Annotated in this window: 12 protein-coding genes; 8 read left to right on the top strand and 4 right to left on the bottom strand. The window is 67.0% G+C overall.

The annotated features are described in order from the left end of the window. Positions 1-75: 75 nt before the first annotated feature. Positions 76-1,920 carry a long-chain fatty acid--CoA ligase gene (locus tag E3O60_RS09040; RefSeq protein ID WP_088456044.1) on the bottom strand — a complete coding sequence of 615 codons (1,845 nt, stop codon included), beginning with the start codon at positions 1,918-1,920 and terminating at the stop codon, positions 76-78. Positions 1,921-2,123: 203 nt separating this feature from the next. Here E3O60_RS09040 and E3O60_RS09035 point away from each other — a divergent pair, with 203 nt between their 5' ends. From E3O60_RS09035 to E3O60_RS09025, 3 genes are all read left to right on the top strand, one after another. After that, positions 2,124-3,071 (top strand): ROK family glucokinase, encoded by a 948-nt coding sequence (locus E3O60_RS09035; RefSeq protein WP_088456045.1) that lies wholly within the window; start codon positions 2,124-2,126, stop codon positions 3,069-3,071. 69 nt (positions 3,072-3,140) lie between these two features. Continuing rightward, complete coding sequence (locus E3O60_RS09030; protein WP_088456046.1) at positions 3,141-3,830, top strand: 1-acyl-sn-glycerol-3-phosphate acyltransferase; 690 nt, start codon at positions 3,141-3,143, stop codon at positions 3,828-3,830. A gap of 94 nt (positions 3,831-3,924) precedes the next feature. Then, positions 3,925-5,268: a class II 3-deoxy-7-phosphoheptulonate synthase gene (locus E3O60_RS09025; protein WP_088456047.1), complete on the top strand. Its 1,344-nt coding sequence runs from the start codon at positions 3,925-3,927 to the stop codon at positions 5,266-5,268. A gap of 115 nt (positions 5,269-5,383) precedes the next feature. On the opposite strand, the gene pknB is transcribed toward E3O60_RS09025, so the two are convergent. Both pknB and E3O60_RS09015 read right to left on the bottom strand, forming a co-directional pair. Continuing rightward, complete coding sequence (gene pknB, locus E3O60_RS09020; RefSeq protein WP_134497842.1) at positions 5,384-7,330, bottom strand: Stk1 family PASTA domain-containing Ser/Thr kinase; 1,947 nt, start codon at positions 7,328-7,330, stop codon at positions 5,384-5,386. A gap of 92 nt (positions 7,331-7,422) precedes the next feature. Continuing rightward, complete coding sequence (locus E3O60_RS09015; protein WP_241993232.1) at positions 7,423-8,754, bottom strand: LysM peptidoglycan-binding domain-containing protein; 1,332 nt, start codon at positions 8,752-8,754, stop codon at positions 7,423-7,425. A gap of 179 nt (positions 8,755-8,933) precedes the next feature. On the opposite strand from E3O60_RS09015, the gene E3O60_RS09010 reads away from it, so the two are divergent. After that, positions 8,934-9,293: an Rv2175c family DNA-binding protein gene (locus E3O60_RS09010; protein ID WP_103431709.1), complete on the top strand. Its 360-nt coding sequence runs from the start codon at positions 8,934-8,936 to the stop codon at positions 9,291-9,293. A 75-nt stretch (positions 9,294-9,368) separates the two neighbouring features. On the opposite strand, the gene E3O60_RS09005 is transcribed toward E3O60_RS09010, so the two are convergent. Continuing rightward, entirely contained in the window at positions 9,369-10,490 is a 1,122-nt protein-coding gene (locus E3O60_RS09005; RefSeq protein WP_088456051.1) for a polyprenyl synthetase family protein, read from the bottom strand. A gap of 73 nt (positions 10,491-10,563) precedes the next feature. On the opposite strand from E3O60_RS09005, the gene E3O60_RS09000 reads away from it, so the two are divergent. The 4 genes from E3O60_RS09000 to E3O60_RS08985 all read left to right on the top strand — a co-directional run bounded on the left by E3O60_RS09000 (position 10,564) and on the right by E3O60_RS08985 (position 13,454). Beyond that, positions 10,564-10,944, top strand: coding sequence for a DUF3040 domain-containing protein (locus tag E3O60_RS09000; RefSeq protein ID WP_088456052.1), 381 nt, complete (start codon positions 10,564-10,566; stop codon positions 10,942-10,944). A gap of 365 nt (positions 10,945-11,309) precedes the next feature. Then, a complete protein-coding gene (mraZ, locus tag E3O60_RS08995; protein WP_088456053.1) occupies positions 11,310-11,741 on the top strand; it encodes a division/cell wall cluster transcriptional repressor MraZ in 432 nt (143 codons plus the stop codon). 133 nt (positions 11,742-11,874) lie between these two features. Beyond that, positions 11,875-12,867, top strand: coding sequence for a 16S rRNA (cytosine(1402)-N(4))-methyltransferase RsmH (gene rsmH, locus E3O60_RS08990; RefSeq protein ID WP_088457976.1), 993 nt, complete (start codon positions 11,875-11,877; stop codon positions 12,865-12,867). Beyond that, positions 12,864-13,454, top strand: coding sequence for a hypothetical protein (locus E3O60_RS08985; protein ID WP_134497840.1), 591 nt, complete (start codon positions 12,864-12,866; stop codon positions 13,452-13,454). Before rsmH ends, E3O60_RS08985 begins: the two co-directional genes overlap by 4 nt.

Raw genomic sequence — 13,454 nt, 5'->3', positions numbered from 1 at the left:
CCTGTAGAGGTTGTAGCCGACACAGACGAACGAGCTGCCCCGCTGTAGCCGGGCAGCTCGTTCGTGTGTGCGCGCCTAGTCTTGTGCGGTCTCGCGCACCGGCACGGCTGCCGTCATCGGGTTCGCACCGTAGAGGTTCTGGATCTCGGCGGCGAAGTCCCGGAGGATCACGTCCCGCTTGATGCTCATCTTCGGCGTGAGGTAGCCGGCCGCCTCGGTGAGTTCGATGGGCAGCACCACGAACTTGCGGATGGACTCCGCCCTGGACACCGTCTCGTTGGCGTGGTCGATCGCCCGTTGGACCTCGGCAAGGACCTTCGGGTGCACCGACGCGTCCATGAGGGACATCCCGGCGTCTTCGTGGTTGTTGTTCAACCAGACCGGCAACATCTCGGGGTCGAGGGTGACCAGCGCCGCGATGAACGGTTTCTGGTCGCCGACCACGACGACCTGGCCGACCAGCGGGTTCGACCGGATCGGGTCTTCGAGGGCTGCCGGAGCGACGTTCTTGCCGCCGGCGGTCACGATGATCTCTTTCTTGCGCCCGGTGATCGAGAGGAACCCGTCGTCGTCGAGGGCACCGATATCACCGGTCTTCAGCCAGCCGTCGTCGAAGACGGCGGCGGTGGCTTCCGGGTTCTTCCAGTACTCGGTGAAGACGTTGACACCCTTGACCTCGATCTCACCGTCGTCCATCACCCGCACCGAGACACCGGGCAGCGCCGGGCCGACACTGCCGATCTTGGACTTGGTGGCCAGGTTCACCGTGGCGGGGGCCGTGGTCTCGGTCAGGCCATAGCCCTCGAGGATGACGATGCCCAGGCTGTGGAAGAAGTGGCCCAGGTGAGCACCGAGCGGCGCGGAGCCGGAGACGGCGAATTTGACGTTGCCGCCCATCGCGGTCCGCAGCTTGCTGTAGACCAGCCTGTCGAACAGCGCGAACTTGATCTTCATGCCCAGCGGGATCCGCTCGCCGGCCTCGACCAGCTTGGAGTGCGCCACGGCGACCTCGGAGGCGGCCTCGAAGATCTTCCCCTTGCCGCCGGCCTCGGCCTTCTGCTCGGCGGAGTTGTAGACCTTCTCGAAGACCCGGGGGACGGCGAGGAGGAAGGTCGGCTTGAAGCTGCCCAACGACGGCAGCAGCTGCCGAGTGTCCGGCTGGTGACCCACCCGGACGCCACCGTGCACGCAGAGCACCGCGATGAAGCGGGCGAAGACGTGCGCCGTGGTGATGAACAACAGGGTGGATGCGCCGTTCTCGTCGGTGAGAACGGGCTTGAGGGCGATCCCGGCGTTGCGGCTGGTCTCAACGAAGTTGGCGTGGCTGAGCACGCAGCCCTTGGGCCGGCCGGTGGAGCCTGACGTGTAGATCAGGGTGGCGATGTCGGAGCCGACGGCCAGACGACGGCGTCGCTCGATTTCGGCATCCGGAACATCGACGCCCCTGGCGGCGAGCTTGTCCAGGTCGCCCAGGTCGATCTGCCAGACCGTCTCAACGTCGGGCAGGTCGGGGTGCACCTCATCGAAACGGGCGAAGTGGTCCGCGGTCTCCACGATCAACGAAGTCGCGCCGGAATCGCTGAGGATCCACTGCACCTGGCTGGGCGAACTCGTCTCGTAGACCGGCACGAGCACCGCGCCGGCGAACCAGACGGCGAAGTCGATCAGGGTCCATTCATAGCGGGTTTTGCAGGTCAGGCCGATCTTGTCGCCGGGCTGAATACCGGCGGCGACGAACCCCTTGGCCAGGGCGACGACCTGGGCGTGGAAGGCGGCGGTCGTAACCGGAAGCCAACCGCCGTTCTCGGGCCGGGAGAACAGAACCAGCTGCGGGGTCAAGGCGAGACGGTCGACCAACAGGTCGGTGACGTTCGCGTTCGGGTCTGAGGGAACGACGGCGGGCTCATCGAACTGTTTCACGGTAACTCCTTTGGCACCGGACGGGTAAGTGCGACCACTCTAGCCGCTGAATCGACACGAACCTGCGATTCTCCCGGCGGCGTAGTCATTTACTACACTCTAGGGGGTGCCTTGCGTGGTCGATCAGGTCGCTGCGTGCCCCGTTCCCTTTTTTGAGCCGACCTGAAGAACTTCCTGTTGCTCCACCAACGAAAGGTGCGCTCGTGCACGCCATTGGGATTGACATCGGCGGAACCAAGATCGCTGGTGCCCTCGTCGACGAATTCGGAACCATCATCAAATCGGATCGTCGACCGACCGACGCCGCCAACCCGAGCGAGATCGAAAACGCTGTCGTGGAGATGATCAAGGATCTCTCCGCCGGCGAAGACGTCATCGCTGCGGGTGTCGCCGCTGCCGGGTTCATCGACGCCGCCCAGTCGACCGTGTACTACGCCCCGAACATCAACTGGCGCAACGAACCGATGCGCGAGAAGCTCGAGTCGCGCCTGTCGCTGCCGATCATCGTCGAGAACGACGCCAACGCCGCCGGATGGGCCGAATTCTGCTTCGGCGCCGGCCGCCTGTACAGCGACATGGTCACCCTCACCATCGGCACCGGCGTCGGCGGCGCCATCGTCTCCAACGACCGCCTGTTCCGCGGTGGCTTCGGCGTGGGCGCCGAGCTGGGCCACATGCGCGTCGTTCCCGACGGCCTGCCCTGCGGCTGCGGCGCGCACGGGTGCATCGAACAGTACGGCTCCGGCCGTGCGTTGGCCCGCATCGCCAACGAGTTCGCGGATGCCGGCGGCATCGGCCTGGGCCTGGCCGCCGCCCGTGGCAAGCGCGGCAAGCTCACCGGCAAGGACATCGGCCGGCTGATCCAGGACGGCGACCCGGGCGCCCTCGCGGCGCTGCGCCAGTTGGGCACCTCTCTCGGCCAGGCCTGCGCCAGCCTCGCCGCGGTGCTCGACCCGCAGGTGTTCGTCTTCGGCGGCGGTGTCGCCGCGGCAGGCGAGCAGCTCCTGGAGCCCATCCGCACCGCCTACCTGGCCAACCTGCCCGCCCGCGGCTATCACCCCGAGGCAGAGTTCGCGATCGCGGAACTCGTCAACGACGCCGGCGTCGTCGGTGCCGCCGACCTCGCCCGCCGACACGTCACCGGTGAGTAGGCTGGCTGTGTTTCTCCACCGCGTGTTGCGCGACTGCGCCGGCCGGCATCCGCTTATCTAAGGACACCGATGTTCTACTGGTTCATGAAGAATGTTGTGGCCGGACCGCTGCTGCTCGGCCTGTTTCGGCCCTGGGTGATCGGGCTGGACAACATCCCCAAGGAGGGCGGTGTCGTTCTGGCGAGCAATCACCTGTCCTTCATCGACTCGGTCTTCCTGCCTCTGGTGGTGCCGCGCCGGGTGGTCTTCCTCGCCAAGAGCGAGTACTTCACCGGCACCGGCCTCAAGGGCTGGGCGACCAAGCAGTTCTTCAAGGCCACCGGCCAGCTGCCCATCGACCGCTCCGGGGGCAAGGCGTCGGAGGACTCCCTGAACACAGGCCTCGCGGTCCTGAACGGCGGGGGAGCGCTCGGTATTTATCCCGAGGGCACCCGCAGCCCGGACGCCCGGATGTACCGGGGTCGCACGGGTGTGGCCCGCATGGTGTTGGAGGCCGGCGTCCCCGTCATCCCCGTGGCCATGATCGACACCGAGAAGGCCATGCCCACCGGCACCCGCATCCCCAAGGTGCGCCGGATCGGCATCGTCATCGGGGAGCCGCTGGACTTCAGCCGGTTCGAGGGAATGGAGGGTGACAGATTCGTGTTGCGCTCCGTGACGGACGAGCTGATGTACGAACTGCGCCGCCTCAGTACCCAGGAGTACGTCGACGTGTACGCCACCAGTGTCAAAGAGAAGCGCGCCAGCCTTTCACGCTAGGCTCGAATATCGTTCATCCCAGACCCGCGCTCGTGCGGGCCGCATTAGAGAAAACAGGCTCAGTCCCGTGGTAGACCCCACCGAACCGGTTGTAATGGCAGACAAATCTGTGATCGCCGGACTGGACTATTGGCGCACCCTTCCCATCAAGCAGCAGCCGGCCTGGCCGGATGCCGATGCCGTCGCGGCCGCCTCCGCCGAGCTGGCCACCCAGCCGCCGTTGGTCTTCGCCGGCGAGGTGGACATCCTGCGCGACCGCCTGGCCGAGGCGGCCCGCGGCGAGGCCTTCCTGCTGCAGGGCGGCGACTGCGCCGAGACCTTCGGCGGCGCCACAGCGGAGCAGATCCGCAACCGGGTGAAGACAGTGCTGCAGATGGCTGTCGTGCTCACCTACGGTGCGTCGATGCCCGTGGTGAAGATGGGCCGCATGGCCGGTCAGTTCGCCAAGCCCCGCTCCAGCGACTTCGAAACCCGCGGCGGCGTCACCCTGCCGGCCTACCGCGGCGACATCGTGAACGGCTACGACTTCACCCCGGAGTCCCGCGAGGCCGACCCCGACCGGCTGGTGAAGGCGTACCACACGTCGGCGTCCACCCTCAATCTCATTCGCGCCTTCACCCAGGGCGGCTTCGCGGACCTCCGCCAGGTGCACAGCTGGAACCAGGGCTTCGCCAAGAACCCGGCCAACCAGCGTTACGAGGGCCTGGCCAAGGACATCGACCGCGCCATCAAGTTCATGATCGCTTGCGGGGCCGATTTCGAGGCCATGCGTCGCACCGAGTTCTACACCAGCCACGAGGGCCTGCTGATGGACTACGAGCGCCCCATGACGCGGATCGACTCACGCACCGGAACGCCGTACAACACCTCGGCGCACTTCGTCTGGATCGGCGAACGCACCCGGGAGATCGACGGCGCCCACGTGGACTTCCTGTCCCGCGTGCGCAATCCGATCGGCGTCAAGCTCGGCCCGAGCACCTCGATCGACGACATGCTGCGCCTGATCGACAAGCTCGACCCGAACCGCGAGCCCGGCCGGTTGACCTTCATCACCCGGATGGGCGCCGGCAAGATCCGCGACGCCCTGCCGCCGCTGCTCGAGGCGATCAAGGCCAGCGACGCCATGCCGCTCTGGGTCACCGACCCGATGCACGGCAACGGCGTCACCACGCCCACCGGCTACAAGACCCGTCGTTTCGACGACGTCGTCGACGAGGTCAAGGGCTTCTTCGAGGCGCACCGCGCCGTGGGGACGCACCCCGGCGGCATCCACGTGGAGCTCACCGGCGACGACGTCACCGAGTGCCTCGGTGGCTCGGAACACATCGACGAGGCCGCCCTGGCGACCCGCTACGAGTCGCTCTGCGACCCGCGGCTCAACCACATGCAGTCGCTCGAACTGGCGTTCCTGGTCGCCGAGGAGCTCGCGGCACGCTAACCCGCACGACCAGCACCACCGAGCTGCCCCGTTCCGGACGAGCTGCTCCCGTATCCCGGGGCAACTCGTCCGTAGCGGGGCATCTCGCATCTGACGCCAGCAGGAGACGGTAGGTCTAGCCGAAGGGGTTGGTGGGGGTCAGGGTGATGGAGCTGCCCTTGGCCGCGAGGGTACCTGCCGCCGGATCCGTCGACTTGATGCTGATGATCGCCGCAATGGCATCCGCGGCCAGGTTGTAGTTCAGCTTGAAGCCGAGGTCGGTGAGCACCTGCTTGCCCTCGCTCCAGGCCATCCCCACCACATTAGGGATCTCCACCGGCTCTGGGCCGCGGGACACCGTGAGGATGAGAGTCGAGCCTGCCCGAATCGGACCCTCCTCGGCAGCGGCGACCGAGATGACGTCGCCCTCTGCGATGGTGTCGCTGTAGGTTTCCTCGCCTGCTGTGGCGACGAGGCCCTTGTCTTCGAGGATGCTGACGGCGTCATCGAGCGACTCCCCACCGACGTCGGGGATGGGTCCGAGCGACACCACGAGATTGACGTTGAGCCCCTCGAAGTAGTCACCGCCCGCCGAGATGTCGCTGCCGTCGCTCTCCCGGCTGGCCGAGAGCACCAGGCCCTCCTCGACGTCGCCGTTGAACACCTCGTCGACCTCACCGGGAACGGCCTTCGCTTCGGCGATGGCCGAGGCGGCGGCATCCGCGCTGAGACCGGCCAGCGGCGGCAGCGTGATCGGCGCGGGTCCCTGCGAGACGTTGAGGGTCACCGTGCTGCCCTGGGCAACTCGGGCCCCGTCGCCGGGGTCGGTGCTGACGATCAGCCCGGCCGGGATCTCGGTGCTGTATTCGGTGCCCTGCTCGGCGACGAGGCCGAGCCCTTCGAGTGTCGCCGTAGCCTCCTCCGGGCTCACCGAAACCAGGGAAGGAACCTGGACCTCCGAACCTGGACCGGCACCGAAGTACCAGCCGACACCGCCGGCCAGGGCGGCCAGGAACACGATCAGGGCGAACAACCAGTAACCCCGGCGGCGGCGCTTCGTGGCACTGCCCGCGAGCTGGGCGGTGTTGTCGGGTTCGTCGTCGTCTGCTGGCGTGACTGCGGCGGCGGGCGCGACAGCCAGAGGGCTGCGGCCGAGGATTTGGGTTTCGGCGTCGGCCGATGCGGCCGCGATGCCCCGGGGGAGCACCATGGTGGCCTGCATGGCTGTGTCGCCTTGGGGCCTCACGAGTTTTTCCACGTCGAGAAGCTGGTCGAGCATCACTCTGGCATCACGGGGACGCTCTTCGGGGTCGCGTGCCGTCGCCCAGAGCACGAGTTCGTCGAGCTCGGTGGGAGTGCCGGGCGCGACCAGGCTGGGCATCGGCACGGTGTCGTTGGCGTGCTGGTACGCCACCTGCATGGGAGCCTCACCGACATACGGCTGCTCGCCCGTGAGCATCTCGTAGGTCATGATGCCCAGGGCGTAGATGTCGCTGCGGGCGTCGGCGATGCCGCGGGTGACGAGTTCGGGGGAGAGGTAGGCCACGGTGCCGAGCAGGGCCTGACCGGTGGCGGTGTTGTTGTTCACGGCGCGGGCGAGGCCGAAGTCACCGATCTTGATGCGACCGTCGTCAGCGAGCAACACGTTCTCAGGCTTGACGTCCCTGTGCACGATGCCGGCCTTGTGTGCGGCTGCGAGACCCGAGAGCACCGCCTCGAGGATGTCCATGGTCTGCTCGGGCGTGAGCTTGCCGTAGTCCTTGAGCAGGTCACGCAGCGTGATGCCGGGCAGGTGCTCCATCACCAGGTAGGCGATGTCGGCATCCTGGCCCTGGTCGAACACGTTCACCACGTTGGGGTGGGCGAGTCGGGCCGCGGAGCGGGCCTCCTGGATGAAGCGACTGCGGAACGCATTGTCGTCGGCCAGGTGGCCGTGCATGATCTTGATGGCCACCCGGCGCTCGAGGCGCAGGTCGGTGGCGAGGTACACGGTGGCCATACCGCCGCGGGCGATCCGGGAGCGCACCTGATAGCGGCCGTCGATGAGACGGCCGATCATGGGGTCTGTGGGGCTTTCGGTCACCCGATGAGTCTACGGAAAAGTCGGGCGTTCCTCTGGACGGCCCGCAGCGCGGCGTGACACGATTCGGTCACTGATCCTTCGGATCGCCGGTTTCAGCCGAGGTCGGCAAGCCACCTGCGGGCGGATGCTTCCCAGTTGGCGTAGAGGTCGGGGTGTCCGGACAGCTGAACGGCCTGTGCCGCCTGGGTGACCGTCATGGCCTCCCAGCCCGGGATGTCCAGGAGCCCACGGGTGATGCCGGGGTTCGGGTTCACCGATCCGCCGAAGAAGGCCCGGGTGGCCCGCTCCGCGTCCATGACCTGCTCCTCGGTGCCCCAACCGGAACTGGGGCGCTGCTGGAAGAGGCCGAGCGAATCGCGGTCGCCGTAGTCGATGTTGCGCATGCCGGATTCCTGCGCGGCGGCGGCCAGAGCCACGACGAGGGCGGCATCGCTCGCGCCGGCGTCCCGTCCGACGGAGATGATCAGGCGGGCGTTCGCGGCCATGTCCGCTGTGAGGGGCGTCACGGTACCGCGGGCCGGAGCGGGTGTGATGACCACGGCGGGGACAGCGTTGAGGACCGGTGCGGTGCTTGTGGGTGCTGGGCTCGCGGATGCGGCGCCGGGGAGGGTCAGCACCTGGCCGGGGTAGATGATGCTCGAGTAGCCCAGGCCGTTGGCTTCGAGGATCGCCTGCACCGAAACGCCGGCGCCGGTGGCGACCTTGTCCACGGTGTCGCCGGCCACCACAGTGTGGCTGCCGGGCGTCGAGGCCCTGACAGTTGTCGAGGCGACCGTCGTGACGGGGGCAGCGGCCGAACCGGAGGCGGGCAGCACGATGACCTGGCCGGGGAAGATGATGCTGTTGCGGCCGAGACCGTTCACGCTGAACAGGGCGTCGGTGGGCACCCCGTGGGCGGCCGCGACGCCGCTGAGCGTGTCGCCGGACTTGATGGTGTACCTGGTGAGTTCGGTCGCGACAGGGGCAGGGGTGGCGGCGACGGCGATCGGCGCCGTGGACAGGGTGAGAACCTGGCCGGGGAAGATCACGGCGGACCAGCCCAGCCCGTTCAGGGCCAGGACCGAGGCCGTCGACAGGCCGAACTTGCCGGCGATGGCGCTGATGGTGTCCCCGTCGACGACGGTGTACTGGCTGGGTGCGGGCGTCGCCGTGGCCGGCTGAACGGCCTGCGCCGGCTTCACGGCGACCTGCGGCACCGTGGTGCGGCTCTTCAACGGCTTCTTGAGGGCGGTGGCGGCCTGGGCCGGTGATGCCAGGTTGAGCACGATCGCGAGGGTGCTCACCACAACAAGGGGAATGCTGGCGAAGGCGCCGATGGACCGCCGCATTCCGGTCGGAGCCGGACGGTGCCGTGCTGAGCTGGTCTCGACGGGGGAGTCCGGTCGGACCGTCCCCGTTTCGATCTTGCTGGCTCTAACCGACATGACGCTCCGCTCGTTGACTACTCGTCGACAGCTGTCTCCGTGAGAGCTGACGTGTCCTCAACGCTGACACAGATGGAATGCCGAGTCAATTAACCACGCGGGTACGCCGCAGGAAGTGTCAGGAATTGGCGACGAAGCAGGGGTTTGTCGGCGATGACGAATCATGGGAAGCTTGAGGAGTGACCGAATCGTCTTCTGTTCAAACATCCGCCTCCGGCCCAGACTGGCTCGACATTCCCGACCTCGTAGAGGTCCTCGGTATCAGCCACAGCCGGGTTCGGCAGCTCATCGAGGACAAGCACCTGCTGGCCGTCCGCCGCGACGGCAAGGTCAGCGTGCCCGCCTCCTTCATCCGTGACGGCGCGCCGGTCGGTGAGCTTCGCGGCACCCTGATCGTGCTCGCCGACGACGGTTTCACCGACGACCAGGCCATGGAGTGGCTGCTCGAGGTGGACGACAGCCTCGGAGTTCCCCCGATCGACGCACTTCTGGCCGGCCGCAAGGCCGAGGTCCGTCGCGTCGCTCAAGCCCTGGCCTGATCGCACTTTCGATCCACGCCCCCGCGCCCCCGTCGTTAGACGAGGTGGCGGGGTGCTGAGACACGCGCCGCGCTACTAGAAGACGCGCCGCGTCACCGTCCCGGCAAAGTCGGTCAGCTCTGCCGCGACCCCGGCCGCCACGTCCGAACCGGTCAACGCCTCCAGCGCCTGGCCGACGTTCTGCTGGATGAGGGTCTCCACCCTGTCGACGGCTCCGCTGTCCACGATGATCTGTTGCAACGACAAGATCTGATCCGGCGTCAGGTCGGGCCGGCCGAGCAGCCGGTCGACGGTGTGCAGCGAGGACGTGTCCAGGCGCTCCCTCGCCAGAGCGATCAGGACTGTGCGCTTGCCCTCGCGCAGGTCGTCCCCGCTGGGCTTGCCGGTCACTGCTGCGTCCCCGAAGACTCCGAGCAGGTCGTCCCTCAGCTGATAGGCGATGCCGAGCGGCAGGCCGAAAGCACGCAGGGTGTCCAGCTGGTCGTCGGTGGCTCCAGCGAGAGCGGCGCCGATCACGAGGGGAGCCTGAACGCTGTACTTGGCCGATTTGAAGATGATCACCCGCACGGCGCGGTCGAGGAGCTCCGCCTCCGGCTGGGTGAGCCAGGCGCGTTCCTCGAGGATGTCCAGATACTGGCCGGCCGTGACCTCGGTGCGCATCAGGTTGAACTCCCGCCGCGCGCGACGGGCGCTGACCCGGTCGGGGGCGTCGTCGAGGCCCTCGTCGAGTAGCTCGTCGCTCCAGCCCAGCAGGAGGTCGCCGAGCAGGATCGCCGAGGCCCGGCCGAAGTCACCGGGGCTGCCCGCCCATCCTTCGGCGCCGTGCAGGCTCTCGAAGCGGCGGTGAGCGGATGGCGCACCGCGGCGGGTGTCGGAATTGTCGATGATGTCATCGTGCACGAGCGCCGCGGCGTGGAAAACCTCCAACGCCGAGGCGACCGACACGATGCCTGCGGTCCCGCCCTGCACGCCGGCGGGAGCGCCCGCCGCGGGGTGCCCGGGGGAGGCCGTAACGCTCTGCCAACCGAGGTGGGCGAACTGGGCCCGGAAGCGCTTTCCGCCGCTGAGAAACTGCCGTGAGAAGTCGACCAGCACAGCCAGGTCGCCGCTGATGGTCGTCACAATTGACTCACGCGTATTGATGAATTCGTCGATACGAGAATGAACCAGATCGACCAGTCGAGTGCTTTCGGTCACCTGCCTAGCCTAGCCATCTCGGCGGGACTAGAATTAGGGTCTAATCCGCTCGATCCCCAATTGGAGGAATGAGATGCCGCTTTCAGAACAAGAGCAGCGACTCCTCGAAGAGATGGAGCGCAGTCTCTATCACAACGATGCCGAATTCGTGGCGAGCGTTGGAGGCACCCGCCTCCGCCCCAACTACCGTTCTATTGTGCTCGGAGTACTCGCCGGCGTCGTCGGGATAGCGACTCTTGTCGCCGGTGTCGCGGTGCAACAGCTGTGGCTGGGTATCGTCGGATTCATCATCATGTTCGGAGGTGTGCTCCTGGCCATCACGCCTGGCCGCACAGCTCGGGCGACGAGGCCGTCGTCCAGCCAGCCCCGCCGTCCGGCTCAAGCTCGCAGCCAGCAGGGCTTCATGGACAAGCTCAATGACCGCTGGGACCGTCGACAGGACGGCCAGCAGTAATCACTCAGCAGTAACCACTCAGCAGTAACCACTCAGCGATAACCAGCAACGCCCGCCCTCACCCAGACGGCGGGCGTTCTGCATTCCCCGGCTCCCGGCTCCCGTCGCCCGCCACCCCGAACCCTCCCTTTTCACCCACTTCGTCTCACCAAACAGGACCGGCCACCAGGTCGGTCCTTTTTTGCGCCCAAAATGTCCCCAAACGGCCCCAAAGCGTGGGATTTTCCTCCACCCGATCATTCCCAATGTTTTCAGGGAATAATCAAGCAAGTTCGCAACAATATCGCGCATTTTCCAGACGCGGTGGTTGATAGTGGAGTAAAGTGGAGCAACACCTGACCTTGGCCGGAAGAGAGGGGTGATGAATGTTCCTCGGGACCTATGCCCCCAAGCTCGACGAAAAAGGACGCGTCATCCTGCCGGCCAAGTTCCGCGAGGAACTCTCGACCGGCATCGTCATGACGCGCGGCCAGGAACGGTGCCTGTACGTCTTCACCTCGCGTGATTTTGATGAGGTGCACGAAAAGATCCGCCAGGCGCCCATCACGAGCAAAGAAGGGCGCGACTTCTTTCGTGTCTTCCTGTCCGGAGCCAGCGCCGAAACACCCGACAAGCAGAACCGGGTGACCATCCCCGCCAACCTCAGGGCCTACGCGGGCCTGGGCCGCGACCTCACGGTGATCGGCGTGGGCAACCGCGTGGAGATCTGGGACACCGAGGTCTGGGACCTCTACCTCATCGAGCAGGAAGCCTCGTTCGCCAACATCACGGAGGAGGTGATTCCGGGACTCTTCTAGCTCCTGGTTCCTGACTCCCAGCCGTTGCCCTCCTGACACACTTCCCCGGTGCCAGGCGGAACGGATGGGGATCAGGCTCCAGGATCCGGCCCCGGTAGCCATGAACAACAACAACAACGACACGAACAACGAGATGAACAGCGACAAGACCCCCGATGCCTCGGCCGAACGGCCGCAGCTCAACGAGATCCACACCCCGGTGCTGCTCGAGCGCAGCATCGAGTTGCTCGGCCCGGTCCTGGCCGCGCCCGGCGCGATCCTCGTCGACGCCACCCTCGGCATGGGCGGTCACGCCGAGGCCATGCTGACCCGGTTCCCCGGTCTCACCCTGGTGGGCCTGGACCGCGACCTCGACGCCCTGGCCATCGCCGAGGAACGCCTCAAGCCGTTCCGAGACCGCATCCACCTCGTGCACACCGTCTACGACGGAATCCTCGACGCGCTGGCCGGCCTCGGTATCAGCGAGGTGCAGGGCATCCTCTTCGACCTCGGCGTCTCCAGCATGCAGCTCGACCAGGTCGAACGCGGCTTCTCGTACTCCAAGGATGCTCCGCTGGACATGCGCATGGACAGCACGTCGCCGCTCACCGCCGAGCGGATCCTCGCCGACTACAGCGAGGGCGACCTCCGCCGCATCTTCCAGGAGTACGGCGAAGAGAAACTTGCCGGCCGATACGCCAAAGCGATCGTGGAGGCCAGGGCGACGACCCCGTTCGTGCGCTCCGCCCAGCTTGTCGAGGTGATCACCAAGGTCACTCCGGTTGCCGTGCAGCGCATGGGGCACCCCGCCAAGCGGGTCTTCCAGGCGCTCCGCATCGAGGTCAACCAGGAACTGGCCGTCCTCGAACGCGCCATCCCCGCCGCGATGGAGGCGGTGGCCGTCGGCGGCCGCATCGTCTCGATGGCCTACCAGTCGCTCGAAGACCGCATCGTCAAGCGGATGTTCGCTGCCGCATCGCAGTCGAGCGCCCCTGCCGGCCTCCCCGTGGAACTCCCGGAGCACAAACCGCTGTTCACCCTGCTGATCCGGGGCGCCGAACTGGCCTCCGAAGAAGAAAAAGCCATCAACCCCCGTGCAACATCGGTTCGCCTGCGTGCCGCCGAACGACTGAGGAGAGCCGAATGAGCGACAACCTGGCCCGGGTGCTGACAACAGAACCGCTGCGCCCCGACTTCACCGAACGCAGCGGCGCCGACGAACGCCGCCACATCGAGGTCGTGAGCCCCAGCACTCACACGCGTCCCCGCGTCGTCTACGCGCTGTCGGCGGTGGCCTGTGTCGGTGCCGTCATCGTGGCTCAGCTGTTGCTGAGCGTGGGGATCTCTCAGGGTGCCTATGAGATCTCGGCCCTGCGAGCCAGCCAGGTCGAACTCGGCCGCACCGCCGACAGCGTGAGTGAAGACCTCATCCGCGTGTCCTCGCCGCAGAGCCTCGCCGCCAACGCCGAAGCACTCGGCATGGTCAGCAACTCCACCCCGGCCTACCTGCGGCTGTCCGACGGCGCCGTTCTCGGGGCGCCGACCTCCGCCAGCGGCGGAGCGGCCGGCGCCGCCAGCCTCGTTCCCAACTCCCTGCTCACCGGGGTTCCCCTCGTCACCCAGCTGCCCGCCGGCGGCCAGGGAACCAGCGTCGCCTCCGGCGCGCCTGCCGCCGGAACCGCCCCTGCGGCGGTTACGGTAGCCGACGGCCTGCCGTCGCCGACCACTCGATAG

Source organism: Cryobacterium sp. TMB1-7, assembly GCF_004402435.1.
GTDB classification, from domain to species: domain Bacteria; phylum Actinomycetota; class Actinomycetes; order Actinomycetales; family Microbacteriaceae; genus Cryobacterium; species Cryobacterium zongtaii.
This window is presented reverse-complemented; position numbering and strand designations above follow the sequence as displayed.

Bases quoted from the DNA above. Each gene is read 5' to 3' on its own strand.
- E3O60_RS08985 (WP_134497840.1), top strand. From the start codon at position 12,864: ATGAGCGACAACCTGGCCCGGGTGCTGACAACAGAACCGCTGCGCCCC.
- E3O60_RS09030 (WP_088456046.1), top strand. From the start codon at position 3,141: ATGTTCTACTGGTTCATGAAGAATGTTGTGGCCGGACCGCTGCTGCTC.
- rsmH (WP_088457976.1), top strand. From the start codon at position 11,875: ATGAACAGCGACAAGACCCCCGATGCCTCGGCCGAACGGCCGCAGCTC.
- E3O60_RS09015 (WP_241993232.1), bottom strand. From the start codon at position 8,754: ATGTCGGTTAGAGCCAGCAAGATCGAAACGGGGACGGTCCGACCGGAC.
- E3O60_RS09000 (WP_088456052.1), top strand. From the start codon at position 10,564: ATGCCGCTTTCAGAACAAGAGCAGCGACTCCTCGAAGAGATGGAGCGC.
- E3O60_RS09025 (WP_088456047.1), top strand. From the start codon at position 3,925: ATGGCAGACAAATCTGTGATCGCCGGACTGGACTATTGGCGCACCCTT.
- mraZ (WP_088456053.1), top strand. From the start codon at position 11,310: ATGTTCCTCGGGACCTATGCCCCCAAGCTCGACGAAAAAGGACGCGTC.